This window comes from Paenibacillus sp. OAE614, assembly GCF_040546645.1.
Taxonomy (GTDB): domain Bacteria; phylum Bacillota; class Bacilli; order Paenibacillales; family Paenibacillaceae; genus Paenibacillus_AQ; species Paenibacillus_AQ favisporus.
The window spans coordinates 4,886,182-4,904,700 of record NZ_JBEPOD010000001.1 but is presented as its reverse complement, the minus strand read 5'-3'; the positions used below and the strand labels follow the sequence as shown (position 1 = coordinate 4,904,700).

The following is an 18,519-nucleotide window of genomic DNA, read 5'->3' as shown; positions in this document are numbered from 1 at the left end:
AGATATCCGTGAACCGCGAGGTGATGCAATGAGTCCGAAAGGTTTGACGGTCAGGGAGATGCTGAAGCTGCCGGTGATGGAGCATGCGCAGCTGATCAGCGGGGAACGCGGCCTTGACCGTATCGTACAATATATAGATATTTGGGAGGTTCCCGATATCGGAAATTGGCTGCGGGAAGGCGAGATGGTGCTGACGACAGGTTATTCGACCCGGAACGACCCGTCGCTGCTGGTCGAAATGATCGAACAGCTCGCCAAAGTGAACGGGGCGGGGGTGGCCATTAAGCCGGAACGCTTTATTCCCCATATCCCGCAGGAAATGATCGATAAAAGCAACCAATACGATATTCCGATCATTCAGCTTCCTATCGGGATGGCTTACATTGACATAACGTATCATGTTATGGATCAAATTTTAAACCGGCAGGCCGTGCTGCTGAGGCGGGCCGAAGAGGTCAATAAGGCGCTGACCCGGCTGGTATTGAACAATAAAGGCATTCAGGTCGTCGCTGACAACGTCTCGGAGTTGATTGATTCGCCGATATGGATTATCGGTAAGGCCGGAGAGGTGCTGGCGTCGTCGCCGGAAGGGTACCCTTACCGGTCTTCGGGGAAGCATCACCAGTGGGAGGTTAGCGTCGACAACAAAATGCTGGGTAAATTTGTGGTGGAGAAGCGGGAGCTGAATGAGCTGGATCTCATGCTGATTGAGCAGGCAAGGCTCGTTTTCTCGCTTGAGCTGATGAGGAACAAAATCGCCAAGGACACGGAAAGCCGGCTGCGGGGCACGTTTTTCGAGGAGCTGATTTTGAACACGGTGTCCGATGAGCGGGTGACGGCCTCCAGGGGGCGGCAGCTCGGTCTTTCGCCCGAATGGCTGTGGGAAGTGGCTGTCGTAGAGGCGGATGAGCCCTTTTACAATGAAGAAAGTACGGTCGTCACTAATATTCAGGCATTCATTCGCAAGGAGTCCGCCGCGCGGAAAGTCCGGTCCCAGCTCCAAATCCATGGGGGAAGGATCGTGTTGTTTCTGCCCTCCGCCAAGCCTGCGGGACAGGACCGCCGGATCGTGGACAAGGATGTGCCGCTTCCATGGTGCGATGCCCTTTCCGGGCAGCTGGGCTCTTGGGAAGGAGTGCGGATGGGCATTGGCCGTCCCGGCTCCCTGGTCGAGGCGCACCGAAGCTATGGCGAAGCCCGAACGGCGGTGTCAATCGGATACCGGCTGAACCAGGAGCGCCGGATGTTCACTTACACGGAAGTGGAGATGATCCACCTGCTGCAGGAATCGACCGACCCTGCCCGCCTGAACCGGTTCGTTGAGGAAAAGGTAGGCGTGCTCGCTGAACATGACAGGACCCACGGCACAAATTACGTCAGGACGCTATATCATTATATGGCGACAGGCGGCAGTCTGAACGAAACGTCGTTGCGGATGTTTATTCACCGCAATTCGGTAAATTACCGGATGGACCGGATTAAATCGATTCTTGATCTGGATCTGAACAATCCAAGGTGCCGTTTCGAATTGTACTTATGTACGACATTTTATTTATTAAATCATTAGCGGATCAAAGCGACCCTTTGTGCCATGAGCACAAAGGGTCGCTTTCAGTTTTGGTGGATGAGTACATTGTTCCATCGGGGTGAAAGGCATAAAATCTAATGTAATATATTTTAACATCAATAGTTTAAAGGAACGAAGGGGTGATCGACTTGATAGGATTAATTCGTGTATTTACGGCGAAAGATAATGAAGTGCTGCAAGCGCACGGAAACATGATTCAAGAGCAATTTGAAGTCCCTGTCATGAGCAGAAGCATACCTGATCAACCGCTGGGCATTTACGATGATGCGTCGGAGGAAGCAGCCCTTCCGAAAATCGTAGAGCTGGGCATCCAGATGGAGCAGGAAGGCTGCCGCCTGCTTATTGTCAGCTGCGCCGCCGATCCGGGCGTACGGGAATTGCGCAGCCGCGTGTCGATCCCCGTCATCGGGGCCGGAAGCTCTGCTGCTTTGGTCGCTCTCTCGCTCGGCGAGCCCGTCGGATTAATGGGGATCACCGAAGGGATTCCGCCGGTCATGAAAGTATTGCTGGATGAGCTGATCGTAGGATACTCCCGGCCTGAAGGCGTGACCAATACGACGGATCTGCTGACGGAAGCGGGACGGCAGAAAGCGCTTGAAGGAGCACGGTCCCTGGTGGAGAAGGGCGCAAAAGCCATTGTATTCGCTTGCACCGGTTTCTCTACTATTCATTTTGCCGATGTGATCCGGAAAGAGCTGCAGGTTCCCGTCGTTGATATCGTCGAAGCGGAAGGCCTGATGGCCGCCAACTATTATAAGCAGATTATTTCCGCTTCCTGATCGCTCGGATTTGCCAGTACTGTATTACCCTGATGAGAGGATATGGAATCTCCCTTCTCATACGGAGTGTAGGGCAGATACTTATCCTTAACCTCCGGTGGCGTCCGGGTCCAGCAGCACCGGGCGTGGCATAAAACGTATCCTTCAAATGCGGCCTGCAATATAGATTGAACTAAAGAAATGAATGTTAAAGTGCCAAGTGAAATTCGTATATATTGGAGGCGTTATCATGAGCGAAGTAAAACACGAAGCAGAACAAGCAGGCGGTAAAGAGAAGCACCCCAGCATTTTTGAGCCCTTTGGCTTGATACTCAACATCGTTACCGCCATCCTGGGTGCCATCGTCGGGATACAAATCGTTACCACGCTTGGTGTTACGCCGAATACGGCTATTATCGGAGCGCTCGTGGCGATGCTGATCGCGAGGATTCCGATTGCGGTCTTTAAGAAATACAAGTCGGTACACCGGCAAAATATGGTGCAGACTTCGATATCCTCGGCCACGTTCGGGGCTGCCAACAGTTTGTTTATTCCGATCGGCATTCCGTTCGTGATGGGGGAGACGAAGCTGATCGTTCCGATGCTGATCGGCGCAGCGATGGCCATGTTCGTGGATGCGGCCCTGCTGTACAAGCTGTTCGACTCGAAGCTGTTCCCCGCGTCAGGGACATGGGCTCCGGGCGTAGCGACAGCCGAATCGATCATAGCCGGCGATAAGGGCGGCAAGCGCGCCGGACTGCTCGGCGTCGGTACGGTACTCGGACTCATCGGTTCCTATTTCCACATTTCGATGTCGGCCTTCGGCGTCGCCTTTATCGGCAACATCTGGGCGCTCAGCATGTTCGGCATCGGCCTTCTGATCCGGCAGTATTCCATTCCGTGGTTCAACATTAACGTGGAGGCTCTCTATATCGCCCATGGCGTCATGATCGGCGCAGGGATCGTCGCCCTCGTTCAAGCCGCGATTCTGATTTTTAAGCGGCCGAAAAAATCGGAGCGGGAAGCTGACGATTCGAAGTATACCCGTACGGAGGGTGAAGCGAGACGCTCCCTGGGACTGGGCTTTGTCGCTTACCTGATCATCGCACTTATTATCGCCATCATCGGCGGCCTGATGACGAAGATGTCACTCGGCATGCTGATCGGCTTCCTGTTCTTTGCGGCCTTTGCCGCGTTTGTGCACGAAATTATCGTCGGCATCGCGGCCATGCATTCCGGCTGGTTCCCTGCCTTTGCCGTCGCGTTCATTACGCTTTTGTTCGGCATGCTGATCGGCTTTCCGCCGGTGGCGCTGGCCCTTTTGGCCGGATTCAGTGCCGCTACGGGCCCGGCGTTTGCGGACATGGGATACGACCTGAAGACAGGCTACATTCTGCGCGGCAACGGGGAGGACCCCGAATTTGAAAAGCGGGGCAGAAAGCAGCAGTACATGACAGGCATGATCGCCTTCGGCGTAGCCGTTATCGTTGTTGCCCTGACGTATAACTCGTACTTCTCGCAAAAGCTCGTTCCGCCAATCGATACGGTTTACGTATCGACGATTCAAGCGGGAACCTCGGGCGATGTGGCAATGAAGCTGCTGCTGTGGGCCATTCCGGGGGCCATTCTGCAGCTCATCGGCGGCGCCAAGCGCCAGATCGGCGTCATGTTCGCGACAGGCCTCCTCATTGCGACACCGAACGCCTGCTGGGCGGTCCTTGCGGGTCTCTTGATCCGGATCGTCGTCCTGAAAGTGAAGGGGAAGGAAGCCGAAACGCCAATGAGTATCCTGGCGGCCGGATTTATCGCAGGGGATGCGCTGTACAGCTTCTTTAACTCGATATTCAAAATCAGAAAGTAGGTGCATACACCAATGGCACGTATACCTTTGGATGAAAGCATGATGGAGAGCGCCGTTTATGGCGGCGCGGTATTGGGCGGCGGCGGTGGCGGCTGGATCGAGGAAGGCCTACAAATCGGCAGGCTTGCGCTCGAGCTGGGGCAGCCGGAGCTGCGCACCATCGACGAATTCGCCGATAACGACACGCTCGTGACCGTATCGCTGGTCGGTGCACCAGGGGCAAAGGATAAGTATCTGAAGCCCATTCACTACTCCAAAGCGCTGGACATGCTGGCCGGCTTGCTCGGCAAGCCGATCTCGGCCATTCACACCAACGAGAACGGGGCCGGTACAACGGTCAACGGATGGCTGCAGTCGGTCATTACCGGAATTCCGCTGGTCGACTTCGCCTGCAACGGCAGAGCGCATCCGACAGGCACGATGGGCGCCCTGAATCTAACGGAGGTGGAAGATTATGTGTCCCACCAAACGGCCATCGGCGGTAAAGGTGACAACTACCTAGAGTTCAGCGTCTCCGGCTCCCTCGGCAAAGCGGCGTCGATGGTCCGCAAGGCGTCGGTGGAGGCTGGCGGCCTGGTCGCAGTGGCGAGAAATCCGGTGACCGCAGCTTATGCGAAGCAAAACGGCGCTCCGGGAGCCATTTCGCAGGCGATCGAAGTCGGCCGGGCGCTGCTCGGCGCCAAAGGTGAAGCAGCTATCGAAGCAGTTGTCGCCAAGCTCGGCGGCCGGATCGTGGCGGCCGGAGAAGTGACGGATTTTCAGATCGAGACGACCGGCGGATTCGATGTCGGGACCGTGCAGATCGACGGGTTCGAAATGACGTTCTGGAATGAATACATGACGCTGGAAAAGGACGGGGAACGCTTCGCGACATTCCCGGACCTGATCATGACCCTGGACGCCAAGACGGCCAGACCGGTCGTGACCGCTGCTTTGGAGAAGGGACAGCAGCTCGCCGTGATCGTCGTGCCGAAGGAGAAGCTGCTCCTCAGCACCACGATGCGCAACAAGAAGCTGATGCTGCCGGTGGAAGACATTATCAAGAAGCCGGTTCTGGATTATTTGTTCTAAATCGTTACGGATGGTTCGAATGTTACGGAGAGAACACCCGCACAACAGACAGAAGATGGAGGTATCGGTCATATGACACTCAAGCAAACGATGATTTCGCTGGATGCGATGGATGATGGCTATGTAACGGGAGAGAAGGTCAAAGCGCTGTTCGCCGACTATGCGGAGATTTCCGTCGAAGTACAAAAAGTAACCGGCGAAAAGGGAAGCACCGATTTTATTAAAATCGTCATTCCGGGAACCGAGGGTAAGTCCAAGGGCGGGTCCGTTCCGACCCTCGGCATCGTTGGACGCCTTGGCGGCATTGGCGCCCGTCCAAGCCGGATCGGACTCGTCTCCGACGCTGACGGGGCAGTAGCGGCAGTTGCTTCCGCGCTTAAGCTTGCGGATATGCAGGTCAAGGGAGACCGCCTCAAAGGCGACGTCATCGTGACGACGCATATTTGTCCGGACGCCCCGACCCGTCCGCATGAGCCGGTAGATTTTATGGATTCGCCGGTTGATATCGGTGCGATGAACGCCCACGAGGTGCTGCCGGAAATGGACGCGGTCCTATCGATCGACACGACGAAGGGCAACCGGGTCATCAACCATAAAGGCTTCGCCATTTCGCCGACCGTCAAGGAAGGTTACATTTTGCGGGTGAGCGAGGACCTGCTGCGCATTATGGAAATGACGACGGGACTGCTGCCGGTGACGTTCCCGATCACGATGCAGGACATTACACCTTACGGCAACGACGTGTACCACATCAACTCGATCCTGCAGCCTGCCGTGGCCACTTCGGCACCGGTCGTCGGGGTAGCCGTAACGGCCCAGTCGGTCGTGCCGGGATGCGGCACGGGGGCGAGCCACGAGATCGACATCGCCGCCGCGGTCCGCTTTGCGGTGGAAGTCGCCAAGGAGGTCACGAACGGAACCTGCGCTTTTTATAATCCGGATGAATATGACCGGATCGTCAAGCTGTACGGTTCGATGAAGGTGCTGCAGACGGCGGGGAATGCCTGAGTCAGCACGGGAGAGGGAAGAGGCCAAACGGCTGTCTTCCCTTTTTCAGCAGGGAAATCCCCGTTTGGGGACGATTCAATCATGACGTAACCAGGGGATCACGAACAATGTGGAATGGGGAAGCTTCATTCGATATCGATCATGGTGAAGGAGGATCAGCGGTATGACGAAACTGGGGGTAATTACGATCGGGCAGGCGCCGCGGAAGGACGTTACGCCGATTCTGGAGGAGCATTTGCCAAGCCGGGTGGACATCGTTCAGGCCGGCGTGCTGGACGGAATGACTAAGGAGGAAATCGACGCAAAGCTGAAGCCGGAGGAGGGGGACCATACGCTCACCTCGCGGTTAACGACAGGGCGGTCGGTCGTCATGGGAAGAAGCAAGATGCAGCCGCTCCTTCAGCAGAAAATTTATGCCATGGAAGAGCAGGGCATCCGGCAGATTTTGCTGCTGTGCACAGGCGTATTTCCGGGACTCGCCACCCAATCTTCCTATTTGATCGAGCCGGATCATATCATTCCCCCGGCGGTGAAAGCGATGGTCGGCCCAAGACGATTGGGCGTCATCGTTCCGCTGGAGGAGCAGAAGGACAGCATGAACTCAAAGTTTGAGCTTCATGGACTGCATCCGGTGTTTGCCGTTGCTTCGCCGTACATTGTTGAGGAAGGGAATTTCGAAGCCGCCGCACGCGTGCTGAAGGACCAGACGGATCTGATTCTGTTGGACTGCATGGGATACACCGAGGAAGCGCGCCGTATGGTGGCCGAAGCCTCCGGCTTGCCGGTCATTCTGTCGAATGCTATTATGGCTAAAATCGTATCGGAAATGATTTGAGCCGGTCGAGCCCTATTTTTTATAAGGAAGGAAGCTGTTTCGCAATGAATGAAAAGATCGTTGAAATCAGTATGAACACGTTGGCCGATTGCCTTGGCTTGAAATCCGGAGAGACTTTTCTGGTCGTTACCGATGAGAGCCGGAAGGAGCTGGCCGAAGCGCTGCATGAAGCCGGAAAGCGCCTCGGAGCCGAGTCGATGCTGGCTGTCATGACAGAGCGCGCGAAGTCGGGGGAGGAGCCCCCTGAGGCGATTGCGGCCGCAATGACCAAAGCGCAGGTCGTGGTGTGCATTACGAAGCACTCGCTGACGCATACGCAGGCCCGCAAGCAGGCGGCAGCCGCCGGAGCGCGTCTGGCTACCATGCCGGGCATCACCGAGGACATGTTTCTGGAAGGCGCCATTGCCGCCGATTATACGCAGGTCAAAGCGCTGACCGAGAAAGTGACGGATATGCTGACAGGCGCTCAAACGGTACGCATCGAGAAGGACGGCCGTTCGCTGGAGTTTTCCATCCAGGGGCGGGACGGGGTGCCCAGCACGGGCATGTATCTGGAGCCGGGGCAATCCGGAAATCTGCCTTCGGGTGAAGCCTATATTGCACCGGTCGAAGGAACGGCCGAAGGTCAAATCGTCGTTGACGGCTCCATTGCCGGCATCGGCAAGCTGTCGGGCCCGATCGTGCTGACTGTGGAAAAGGGACGCCTGACCGCGGCCGAAGGCGGGCCGGAGGGAGAGAAGCTGCTGCAGATGCTCGGCGACGGGGACGGCCGTCTGCTTGGCGAGTTCGGCATCGGCACGAACGAGAAGGCCCGGATCACCGGCGTCGTGCTGGAAGACGAGAAGGTGTACGGCACCATCCACGTGGCCTTCGGCAGCAACAACACGTTCGGCGGCGTCGTCGCCGCAGGCGTGCATATCGATTGCGTCGTCGGCAAGCCGGATGTGTATCTGGACGGCCGTCAAATCATGAAGAATGGGGAATTGAACGGCTGAACCCTATGATGTTCTAGTGGAATGCCTATTGCTTGAGGGGGGAGAGACATGGGACGGAACATGATACGAAACCGCTTCGAGCTGGAGGGAAGGGTGCCGGACGAAACGCACTTGAACGGGACGATCCAGGTTCTGACCAGCCATGAGTCCATCCGGGGCTTTACGCCGGAGGAGGTGCCGCCGGCCGCGCTTGAAGCGATCCTGACGTCCGCCAGAAGCGCACCTACTTCCTCCAACCTGCAGGCTTACAGCATCATCGTTGTCCGGGACGCGGACCGGAAATCGCGAATTTCGGCGCTTTCCGGCCACCAGGGATTTATTCAGGAAGCGCCGGTGATGCTGGTTTTCTGCGCGGACATCTATCGGCTGAAATATGTAACGCAGCGGCAGGGCTACGACTTTAAAGCGGACACGCTTGAAATGTTGCTGCTGTCTTCCGTCGATGCCGCACTGGCGATGCAGAACGCCCTGGTCGCTGCCGAAGCGCTCGGTTATGGCGCCGTCCCGGTCGGGTCCGTCCGCAACCATCCGGAGGAGCTGGCGCTTGAGCTTGGCCTTCCCGAGGGGATGTTTGCCGTGGTCGGCCTGGCTGTCGGCCGGGAGCGTGAAGGGGTGCGCAGAGGGGTGAAGCCCCGCCTGCCGGGGAGCGTTACGGTTCATGAAGAACGGTATTCGGCCGCCGCATTGGACGAAGGGCTGAAGGCGTACGATGAGCAAATGATATCACGCCGTTCGTATGACGGCCGCCGGGTCTCGATTGCCGGCGAGCCGGAGAAGGAAGGATCGGATTATGGCTGGTGTGAGCACACGGCCAGACGCTGCACGCGACCGGAGACGATCGCGGCATCGTCAAGCTTGAGAGAGAATTTACGGGAAGTTTTGATGCGGAGAGGATTTTCCTTGCGTTAGGCGAGAGGGGGATAACACCATGGATGTACTGGAAACCATCAAGGCAAGGCGCAGCGCGCGTTCTTTTACTGACCAGCGGCTTGAGACGCATATCGTAGAGGCGATCGAGGAAGCCATTCTTCACAGCCCGTCGGCAAGCAATGCGCAGGAATCGCATTTTGTCGTCGTTCAGGACGAAGTGCAGATAAGGCATATCAAGCGGTTTGCGCAGGGGCTGTCGGGGCAGCCGGCGGCGGTGGTCGTTCTCTGCAGCAATCATCAGGAGGCGCTGGCACGGGGCGGAGCAGACAGTGCCGACACGCTGCGGTTCATTAATTTGGGGGTCGCCGCTTCCGCGATCATGCTCACCGCTCAATCGCTCGGCGCGTCCAGCTGTCCGGTCCGGTCGTTCCACGCACCGTCCATTGCGGCCATCACCGGTTTGCCGGAGGAAGTGAAGCCCGAGCTGCTGATCAGCCTCGGCTACGCCGACAAGCCTCCGCGTCCGAAAACGTCCAAGCCGCTGAAGGAGATGATTTCATATGAACGCTACGGAAACTAACCCGGGAGCAGGGGATATGCGGGAGCGAATGCTGGATTTTGCGGCCTATGTGCTGACCAGCGCCCGCGCCCTCTACCGTGAGCCCCAGTCCTACGGCCCGATGCGGCTCGCGGATACGCTGGAGAAGGGGCTGGAGCTGCTGCAAGACGCCGGGATTCGGGACGAGACGGTGGAGCAAGCCATGGCTGTTGTCCGCGAATCCCGGCCGGTGGCGATGACGGACCCTGAAGGCTTTGCCGAAGCCTTGGACCGGGCGATCGCCGTGCTGGTTCAAGCGACGCTTGAAGTGAAGCCCGAAGCTTAGCAGCTCGCCGCAACGACGAGAGCCGTTGTTAATATTACACCGCAGTCCGGCTGGCCGGCTCTGCGGTGTTTTTCGTCATGCGGGCCATTATAATAAAGGCATGACCATCCATTTTCTACAAAGAAGGAGAACAACGAACGATGCAGCATCAGGTGACGGAACATTGGGACGAAGCGATGTGGCAGCAGGCGGAGCCGATTTATGAGGAGGCTTTTCCGGAGCATGGGCGGAAAACGAAAGCGATCATCATGCGCATGTTTGAAAGGGGACTGTGTGCACTGCACGTCTGGAGCGAAGGCCAAACCGCAGCTGCCATGGCCCTGACGGGGACGGATGCCAAGGAAAACCTGCTGGTCATCGATTATATTGCGGTACGGGGAAATTCAAGGGGACAAGGTGTCGGACTTGCCTGCCTCCGGGATTTGCGTGAATGGGCCGGCAGAAGGGGCTGGAGAGGTATCGTGATCGAAGCGGAAGCCGATCCGTCGGAAGAAAACGCCGGCAGAATCTCCTTTTGGAAAAAGGTCGGTTTTACGCCGACAGCGTACGTGCATTCGTACATTTGGGTTCCTGAAACGTACCGGGCGATGTACCTCAGCCTTGATCCCGAGCATCCCGTCGAATCGCATGACGGCGGCGAGGAGCTGTTTCAGTCGATCCTGCGCTTTCACGAAAAGGCCTACCGCCGTCCGAGCAAGTCATGAGCGCACCTCCTGTTCGCCCGGAAACAGAAGGGAATGAACTCTCCCGGCCGGGTATGGTATGATAGAAGAACAGCTTTGGTCCGCAGGGACAAGCATTTTAGACTTTCAAGGACGTGAATCGAATGGACTTATTCTCTTTCCAGCAGGACGCGAATCCGGGCGCACGGCTCTTGGCCGACCGGATGCGGCCGACCACGCTGGATGAATATATTGGACAGGAGCATATCGTCGGTCCGGGCAAGCTGCTCCGCAGGGCGATTGAAGCCGACCAGGTATCCTCCATCCTCCTGTATGGGCCTCCGGGATGCGGCAAGACGACGCTCGCCCATATTATTTCGCAGCATACGCAGGCGGACTTCGTCCGGCTGAACGCGGTTGACGCTTCCGTCAAGGATGTCCGCGAGGTGATTGACCAGGCCCAGACCAATAAATCGATGTACGGAACGAAAACGATCCTCTTTCTGGACGAGGTGCACCGTTTTAACAGCTCGCGCCAGGACGCGCTGCTGCCTGCGGTGGAGAAGGGGACGATCATTTTTATCGGAGCGACGACGGAGAACCCGTTCCATTATGTGAACGGCGCCTTGATGAGCCGCTCGACGTTGTTCCAGCTTCATCCGCTTACTAAGGAGCATTCCATGCTGGCGATGAAGCGGGCGCTGCAGGATCCGGACAAGGGGCTCGGCTTCATGAAGCTGAAGGTCGATGAGGAAGCTCTGGATCATATTGCGACGATGGCGAACGGGGATATCCGGCGCGCGCTGAATGCGCTGGAATTGGCGGCATTGACGACGCCTCCTGAGGCGGACGGATCCGTCCATATCACGCTCGAAGTGGCGGAGGAGTCCATCCGCCGGCCGATCGTGCGTGCGGACGAGTCGACCCAGTATGACGTGCTTTCGGCGTTTCATAAGAGCATCCGCGGCTCAAGCGATGCCGCGCTGTTCTGGTTCCTCTACGCGGTGGAGAAGCTGGGCATGGACCCGATGGTGTTCATCCGCCGGCTGATTGCCGCCAGCAGCGAGGATATCGGGCTGGCAAACCCGCAGGCGATGGTTCAGGCCGTCAGCGCGCTGGACGCTTACCGGAACAACGGCTGGCCGGAGGCGAAGCTGAACATTGCGCAGGCGATCCTGTTTGCAGTGGAGAGCCCGAAATCCAACAGGGTCTATACGGCGATTTCGAATGCGATGTCCGCCATGGACGAGATCAAATCCGCGGAAGTGCCGCTTCACTTGCGGGATACGCACTATAAGGGTGCTGTCAAGCTGGGCCATGAAGGGTACAAGTACCCGCATAATTATCCCGGCCATTATGTGAAGCAGGACTACCTGCCGAGGGAAATCGCCGGCCGGGTATTCTATGAAGCGTCGGAGCAGGGCAACGAGGCGAAAATCCGGCATAATCAGCAGCTTCGGAAGGATCAGTCTTAAACCGCCGGTGCCTGGGAACATCCTTCGATTGGGGATTAGTTTTGCAATGACAGCAGGATAATAATGATGGCAGGGAGAATCTTTAAGGACGGCATGCAAAAAAACCGCCGGCCCTCGAAAGAGCCGGCGGTTTGCACATATGCTTTGCGTTTAGATGGCAGCTTCGTATTGAACTTTTTCCACTTTGTCGATCGTTCCGCCGCCCAGGCACACATCGTCCTGGTAGAACACGACGGCTTGGCCGGGTGTAATGGCCTTTTGCTTCTCGGCAAACGTAACGTGGACGTTGCCGTCCGGCAGCCATTCCAGTGTAACCTTCTGGTCGGGCTGGCGGTAGCGGAACTTGGCGGTACATTGGAAGGGCTCTTTGGGCACGGCCCCTTGTCCCGCGATCCAGTTCACGCCTGAAGCGATGAGTCCGGTGGAGTACAGGCTGGGATGCTGATCCCCCTGTACGACGTACAAAATGTTCTTCTCCAGATCCTTGTCGGCGACGAACCATGGTTCGCCCGAGCCGGAACCGCCGATGCCAAGGCCTTGGCGCTGTCCAAGCGTGTAGTACATGAGGCCGTCGTGGCGGCCTTTGACTTCGCCGGTGGCGATATCGACCATTTGGCCGGATTGGGCAGGCAGGTATTGGCTCAGGAACTCTTTGAAATTGCGTTCTCCGATAAAGCATACCCCGGTGCTGTCCTTTTTCTTGGCGGTGTAGAGTCCGGCTTCCTCCGCAATTCGGCGGACCTCGGGCTTAGGCAGATGTCCGATCGGGAACATCGCCTTTGACAGCTGCTGCTGATTGAGCGCGTTCAGGAAGTAGGTCTGATCCTTGTTGCTGTCCACGCCGCGCAGCAGCGTATAGACGCCGTCCTGCTCGACAACGCGGGCATAATGGCCGGTGGCTACATATTGGGCGCCCAGATTCAGCGCTTTCGTCAGAAATTCGCCGAATTTAATCTCGCGGTTGCACATGACATCGGGATTTGGTGTGCGGCCCAACTTATATTCATCGAGAAAATAGGAAAATACTTTATCGTAATATTCCTTTTCGAAGTTCACCGTGTAATAAGGAATGCCGATCTGCTCGCAGACGCGGCGGACGTCCTCGGCGTCGTCTTCCGCGGTGCAGTTGCCGAATTCATCGGTGTCATCCCAGTTTTTCATAAAAATGCCGATGACGTCGTAGCCCTGCTGCTTCAGAAGCAGCGCGGTGACGGATGAGTCGACACCGCCGGACATCCCGACGACGACACGTATATTTTGATTATCTGTAGACAAAAGTCATCACCATTTTCATATGAGATTGTGCCCATAGCCTCTATTTTAACACATTTGTCCACAGATCACACCACATAGGTTGTCCACCGGTCGCGAACATTTCTTTGTTTTGTCATTGTTTTTTAAACCAAAACGGAGCCGGATATGTTAACATAGGCTAGGGAAATGATCGGAATACGCAGATATGGAAAAGCTTACATAAGCTGTATTCTCTTGGATCAACTCACCGACATGTTGAATCAAAGCCATTGATAACGATACATGAGTAAGAGCTAAATAGATGCAACTCAAGTTTCGAAATTTGAACCCCCTGTTGTAATAGGCTTATCCAAGCCCTCAACATGAAGTTTTTGAGTTCATTCTATATAGATACCATGAATTTTACTTGAGAGAGGTGCCACCTTTGAAAATATCGACAAAAGGCCGTTACGGCTTGACAATCATGATGGAGCTTGCCGCCAAATACGGCGAAGGGCCGACATCCCTGAAGAGCATTGCCGAGAAAAACCAACTTTCCGAGCACTATCTGGAGCAGCTGATCGCTCCGCTCCGGAACGCCGGACTCGTTAAGAGCATACGCGGCGCTTACGGCGGTTACATCTTATCGCGTGAAGCTTCCGAGATTACAGCCGGTGATGTCATTCGCGTGCTCGAGGGGCCGATTTCGCCGGTCGATTTTACAGAAGAGGATGATCCGGCCAAACGTAATCTTTGGCTGCGGATCCGTGACGGAATCGCCAACGTGCTGGATTCGACGACGCTTGCAGACCTGATCTCCTACCAGGAGAAAGAGACGTCCGAGAACTATATGTTTTACATCTAGACTACAAGCTGCAGCCACTCGCCCCTTGCGAGTGGCATTCGGCTTTGCAAACGGCGTACCTTCCGGGTGTACCTTCTGTAAGGATAGTCAACTTCCAAAGTTTTGTAAGTAAATGTTTTCCAAATTAAAAACAGACCCGCTTCGGCGAGTCTGTTTCCGGTTGTTACTGTTGACGGAACTGGTTGTTGAACCCCGTTTGGAAGCCTTGCGGCTGCTGCGTTTCCATATATCCCGATACCGGCTGGGAAACGGAGCTCACCATTTGCTGGGCCAGGCTGGAGATTTGCTGCAGCTGTTGAATGGCGCGCTGGTGGCCTTGAAGGGCGGATTGAATCATTTGCGACGTTTGCTGCTCACGCTGAGCGAGCTGCTCCAGCTGCATCGCATTTTGCTGCTCCTGCTTCAGCATTTGCTGGTAAGCCATAGAAGCTTGTTGGGTTTGCTGCGTCAGCTGATGAATGATTTGGTTGATTTGCTGGGATTGGGAATACGGGTTCATGTCATGACCTCCATATCGGGATTGGATTACCGACATATTATGACTGCCCGGAAACCGTTCTATCCGAGCCAAACCCTGTATGAACAGGCTCCAAATTCCTGATCTGAATACAACAATTTCACTGGACATCATAAGCGAAATACTACACAAGACCAAGGTGGTGTAATCATGAAATCAATCTATTTGGACCATGCGGCCTCCACTCCGGTACATCCGGAAGTGGCGGAAGAAATGATGCGCGTCATGACCGGACAATACGGCAACGCCTCCAGCGTTCACGCATTCGGCCGTGCGGCCAAACGTACCGTCAGCGGGGCAAGGGACCGAATCGCCAAATTTCTCGGCTGCCTGCCCGATGAGATCGTCTTTACCGCCGGGGGCACGGAAAGTGACAACCTCGCTTTATTCGGCGCAGCCTCCATGCGCAGGTCTAAGGGGAAGCACATCATTACGTCGTCCATCGAGCATCATGCTGTGCTTCACGCCTGCGAAGAGCTGGAGAAGGAAGGTTTCCGTGTCACTTACCTGCCGGTAGACCACACCGGACGGGTTCGGCCCGAGGATCTGGAGGCGGCATTGTCGGAGGATACGATTCTGATCAGCATCATGTATGCGAACAACGAGGTAGGAACGATTCAGCCGATTGAAGAAATCGGGAGAATCGCCCGAAGCAGAGACATCCTTTTTCATGTGGACGCCGTTCAGGCTCTTGGAGCGCTGCCCATCAACTGCCATGAGCTTCCGGTCGACATGATGAGCTTTTCCGCGCACAAAATCAACGGACCTCAAGGTGTAGGAGCGCTGTACGTCCGCAAAGGACTGGTCATCGCACCGCGCCTTCACGGCGGACTCCAAGAGAAAAAGCGGCGCGCCGGAACAGAAAATATGGCCGGAATCGCCGGCTTCGGCAAAGCCGTGGAGATTGCTTCCCGCCAGATGGAGCAGCGAAGAGAGCATGATCTTCGTTTGCGCCAGGCCTTGATCAGCACGCTGGAGCAGAAGATCGGCAGGGATGCTTTTGTAATCAACGGCCACCAAGAGGAATGCCTTCCCCACATCGTGAACATCAGCTTCCCGCAGACAGATACGGAGACGCTTCTGATGAATCTCGACATGGAGGGTATCGCCGCGGCCAGCGGTTCGGCATGCACTTCAGGCTCGCTGGAGCTGTCCCATGTGCTGGAGGCCATGCAGCTGCCTCAAAATGTTTTGCGTTCGGCGATTCGATTCAGCTTTGGTTTGGGTAATACTACTGAAGATATGGAGTACACAGCCCAAAAAATTGAAACCATTCTGCGTCGTCTTACGTAAGAAAGGTAGGGATTCTCCATGGATGGAGAGGGAGGGATGAGTGCTCCATACCGTTCGCGAGACAAATCGACCTGCGCGTGCCGCATTGGATTGGCTGACTTCGGTGGTAACGTGAAGGGGTTCGTTTCAATTTTGAAGAGGGTAAGGTGGGATCCTGGCCATGAAATTCCAAGAGATGATCGGACTTGCCGTATTTGATGTGGAAGAAGGCAAGGAGATCGGCAAAATATACGATATTATCATCACCGAAGATTGGAAAATTCAAGGTCTTGAGCTGGAAGGCAAAGGGTTGTTCTCCAACACAGCGAAGACGGTGTCCTGGGAGGACGTCGTTGCTTATGGCGAAGATGCTGTGATGATTCGTAATAAACAGGCTGTTCGCAAGACGGATGCCGACGACATACAATACACCTATCTTTTGGGTAAAAATAAATTAAAGGATCTGGACGTGCTTACTGAGGACGGTACGATGCTCGGTAAAGTGACGGACGTTTATTTTGACCAGGAAATGGGAAATACAATATTAGGTCTCGAAATAAGCGACGGATTTGTTTCGGATTTGATTGAAGGGCGGAAATGGCTGCCTTGCACCACGGAAATGTCCATAGGGGAGAATGCGGTCATGGTTCCGCCTATGAGCGAACAGCGTTTGGAAAAAGCCATTAATTCTGTTAACGGATAGGTGATCAATGAATATGAGATGTCCTAACTGCAATTCCAAAGATATAGGAAAAATCGGTTCCCACCAATTTTTACTGCTGGGGCTGCTTTATCGAACTGACGGTGAACGGGGAGAAAATGTCCGTATACCAGGTAGAAGAGGACGGTACGCTCAGCTCACTGGACGATTTGTTCTTTGAGGAGATTCCTCAGGATTTTCCTCATCTGCACGCTTCCTCTTAAACCATATGCATGTACCGGTCAGAACATTTCCGCAGACCCTCGGGTCCTAACGAATATTTTTCTGATTTATGCTGCGTAATGGAGCCGCCCCTTCCGCTAATTGTGGTTTGTCTTCACTTTGCCACGGCCCGCAAGGGGGATTCACCCGGCAGCTTCAATCCCTATTATTGGTTACATAGCACCCATAGCGGAAAGAACCATACACGGTCTTATTGCCGTCATCTTGGAAACCCGTACCCGTTTTTGCCTGCACGGCAGAATCAGGTATCCGGGTTTCTTTGCGTTTACCCATACTTCTCCTCCCGTGGCCGCCAATAGGTTAAATTCGAATTTCGGGACATATACTAACTTGACAGCACGTCCGGAAGGAGGAGACAAGGTGGATAAACTGACGGCCAATAAATGGTTCCGGGGGATGATTTGGATCCTGCTTGGTCTGATTATTCTGTATTTCGTTTGGCTGCTGCGGCCGATGTTCATGAATATCTATCAATTTCTGAAAGCGATCCTGGCCCCCTTTGTCGTGGCGATGATCATTTCCTATGTGCTCAATCCGGTCGTTTGCATGCTGGCCGCGCGGAAAATGCCGAGGGGAATCGCCGTGCTGCTCATTTACGCCGTCTTTCTGACCTGCCTTGCGGTGATTCTGATCAATCTGATCCCGATGCTGATCGAGCAGATGGAAGAACTGAACGAGCATTTGCCGGAGATGACGATGCATGCCCAGAACATCATGAACAACCTGGATAATCGGGGGTTTCCGGTGGGAATCAAGGAGGGCGTGGATCAGTGGCTGCTGCAGTGGGAGGACCGGCTGGCCAAAGGCATCTCCAATTTCATGGACCATATCGGCAGTACCATTAACATCGTGCTGAACATTTTCATCATCCCGTTTTTGATTTTCTACATATTAAAGGACTTCGACGTTTTTGAGCGGGCGGTCGTATCGCTGCTGCCGCGCACCCGGCGCAAGGCTTCCGTCAGATTGCTGAAGGAGATCGATGAGGCGCTCGGCAATTACGTCCGCGGGCAGTTTCTGGTGTGTCTCATCGTCGGCATTCTGGCTTATATCGGATATATGATCGTCGGCATGCCGTATGCCCTCTTGATGGCGAGCATCGTCGCGGTATTCAACATCGTGCCCTACCTCGGCCCGTTCCTAGGCGCGGCGCCTGCGGTGGTCATGGCTTCGACGATATCCTGGAAAATGGTGCTGATGGTCATCATCGTGAACTGGCTGTGCCAGCTCCTGGAGAGCAATATCGTATCGCCCCAGGTCGTGGGGAAGAAGCTGCATCTTCACCCGATGCTGATTATTTTTGCCCTTCTGGTCGGCGGGGAGATCGCAGGGGTCGTCGGACTGATTCTGGCGGTGCCTTTATTCGCGGTGCTCAAGGTCATCATTCAGCACTTCTTTGCCTATTACGTCAAGCGGAAGACGACGTAGAGCGGTTTGACAAGCGTCCGCGCTATCGGATATAATTCAGACAATACTATGCAAAAACGGACAAAACGGCGATGAAATGAAGTACGGCAGTTCCTCCTTGTTCAGAGAAGGGCTCCTTCACGGTGAGCGTGACGGCTGCAAGAGCCCCCAAGCGATACTGTCCGGAAAGCTGATTTCGGAGTGTGACAAATTCACCGGCTGGCCCCGTTAACGGCCTTAACAAGGCGATCGCCTGATCATTCAAGCTGGCAGCC

18 protein-coding genes and 1 pseudogene are annotated in these 18,519 nt (G+C 55.3%); 17 read left to right on the top strand and 2 right to left on the bottom strand.

The features are described from left to right. The first annotated feature begins 28 nt into the window (after window positions 1–28). From ABIE48_RS22625 to ABIE48_RS22570, 12 genes are all read left to right on the top strand, one after another. A complete protein-coding gene (locus ABIE48_RS22625) occupies window positions 29–1,567 on the top strand; it encodes a PucR family transcriptional regulator (protein WP_192715809.1) in 1,539 nt (512 codons plus the stop codon). Window positions 1,568–1,716: 149 nt separating this feature from the next. Then, window positions 1,717–2,367, top strand: a complete 651-nt coding sequence (locus tag ABIE48_RS22620; protein WP_145023294.1) for an aspartate/glutamate racemase family protein — start codon at window positions 1,717–1,719, stop codon at window positions 2,365–2,367. Window positions 2,368–2,596: 229 nt separating this feature from the next. After that, window positions 2,597–4,207 carry an OPT/YSL family transporter gene (locus ABIE48_RS22615; protein ID WP_145157755.1) on the top strand — a complete coding sequence of 537 codons (1,611 nt, stop codon included), beginning with the start codon at window positions 2,597–2,599 and terminating at the stop codon, window positions 4,205–4,207. 12 nt (window positions 4,208–4,219) lie between these two features. Next, complete coding sequence (locus ABIE48_RS22610; protein ID WP_192715808.1) at window positions 4,220–5,278, top strand: S-methyl thiohydantoin desulfurase family protein; 1,059 nt, start codon at window positions 4,220–4,222, stop codon at window positions 5,276–5,278. A gap of 72 nt (window positions 5,279–5,350) precedes the next feature. Beyond that, window positions 5,351–6,286: a DUF1177 domain-containing protein gene (locus tag ABIE48_RS22605; protein ID WP_192715807.1), complete on the top strand. Its 936-nt coding sequence runs from the start codon at window positions 5,351–5,353 to the stop codon at window positions 6,284–6,286. Between the two features lie 163 nt (window positions 6,287–6,449). Next, window positions 6,450–7,121 carry an AroM family protein gene (locus ABIE48_RS22600; protein WP_192715806.1) on the top strand — a complete coding sequence of 224 codons (672 nt, stop codon included), beginning with the start codon at window positions 6,450–6,452 and terminating at the stop codon, window positions 7,119–7,121. Between the two features lie 44 nt (window positions 7,122–7,165). After that, entirely contained in the window at window positions 7,166–8,116 is a 951-nt protein-coding gene (locus tag ABIE48_RS22595) for an aminopeptidase (RefSeq protein WP_089548328.1), read from the top strand. A 48-nt stretch (window positions 8,117–8,164) separates the two neighbouring features. Then, a complete protein-coding gene (locus tag ABIE48_RS22590; protein WP_192715805.1) occupies window positions 8,165–9,025 on the top strand; it encodes an NADPH-dependent oxidoreductase in 861 nt (286 codons plus the stop codon). Window positions 9,026–9,044: 19 nt separating this feature from the next. Continuing rightward, entirely contained in the window at window positions 9,045–9,566 is a 522-nt protein-coding gene (locus ABIE48_RS22585; protein WP_192715804.1) for a nitroreductase family protein, read from the top strand. Beyond that, window positions 9,547–9,870 (top strand): DUF6092 family protein, encoded by a 324-nt coding sequence (locus ABIE48_RS22580; RefSeq protein WP_192715803.1) that lies wholly within the window; start codon window positions 9,547–9,549, stop codon window positions 9,868–9,870. The genes ABIE48_RS22585 and ABIE48_RS22580 overlap by 20 nt, the downstream gene beginning before the upstream one ends. Before the next feature lie 140 nt (window positions 9,871–10,010). Then, window positions 10,011–10,574: a GNAT family N-acetyltransferase gene (locus ABIE48_RS22575; RefSeq protein WP_192715802.1), complete on the top strand. Its 564-nt coding sequence runs from the start codon at window positions 10,011–10,013 to the stop codon at window positions 10,572–10,574. A gap of 122 nt (window positions 10,575–10,696) precedes the next feature. Next, window positions 10,697–12,007, top strand: coding sequence for a replication-associated recombination protein A (locus tag ABIE48_RS22570; RefSeq protein ID WP_192715801.1), 1,311 nt, complete (start codon window positions 10,697–10,699; stop codon window positions 12,005–12,007). 150 nt (window positions 12,008–12,157) lie between these two features. Here the strand turns inward: ABIE48_RS22570 and mnmA are convergent, their stop codons facing one another. Continuing rightward, the gene (gene mnmA / locus ABIE48_RS22565; protein ID WP_354519692.1) at window positions 12,158–13,282 is read right to left on the bottom strand and encodes a tRNA 2-thiouridine(34) synthase MnmA; all 1,125 of its coding nucleotides are present in this window, start codon (window positions 13,280–13,282) and stop codon (window positions 12,158–12,160) included. Between the two features lie 403 nt (window positions 13,283–13,685). Here mnmA and cymR point away from each other — a divergent pair, with 403 nt between their 5' ends. Further along, the gene (gene cymR / locus ABIE48_RS22560) at window positions 13,686–14,105 is read left to right on the top strand and encodes a cysteine metabolism transcriptional regulator CymR (protein WP_076169637.1); all 420 of its coding nucleotides are present in this window, start codon (window positions 13,686–13,688) and stop codon (window positions 14,103–14,105) included. Between the two features lie 163 nt (window positions 14,106–14,268). Here the strand turns inward: cymR and ABIE48_RS22555 are convergent, their stop codons facing one another. Beyond that, window positions 14,269–14,604: a hypothetical protein gene (locus tag ABIE48_RS22555; protein ID WP_076169638.1), complete on the bottom strand. Its 336-nt coding sequence runs from the start codon at window positions 14,602–14,604 to the stop codon at window positions 14,269–14,271. 168 nt (window positions 14,605–14,772) lie between these two features. On the opposite strand from ABIE48_RS22555, the gene ABIE48_RS22550 reads away from it, so the two are divergent. The 4 genes and pseudogenes from ABIE48_RS22550 (at window position 14,773) to ABIE48_RS22535 (ending at window position 18,265) form a co-directional block, all read left to right on the top strand. Continuing rightward, window positions 14,773–15,915 carry a cysteine desulfurase family protein gene (locus ABIE48_RS22550; RefSeq protein ID WP_192715800.1) on the top strand — a complete coding sequence of 381 codons (1,143 nt, stop codon included), beginning with the start codon at window positions 14,773–14,775 and terminating at the stop codon, window positions 15,913–15,915. Between the two features lie 160 nt (window positions 15,916–16,075). After that, a complete protein-coding gene (locus tag ABIE48_RS22545) occupies window positions 16,076–16,597 on the top strand; it encodes a PRC-barrel domain-containing protein (RefSeq protein ID WP_076169640.1) in 522 nt (173 codons plus the stop codon). Between the two features lie 13 nt (window positions 16,598–16,610). Beyond that, window positions 16,611–16,818, top strand: a pseudogene (locus tag ABIE48_RS22540) (hypothetical protein). 415 nt (window positions 16,819–17,233) lie between these two features. After that, window positions 17,234–18,265, top strand: a complete 1,032-nt coding sequence (locus ABIE48_RS22535) for an AI-2E family transporter (protein ID WP_483312695.1) — start codon at window positions 17,234–17,236, stop codon at window positions 18,263–18,265. Window positions 18,266–18,519: the final 254 nt, after the last annotated feature.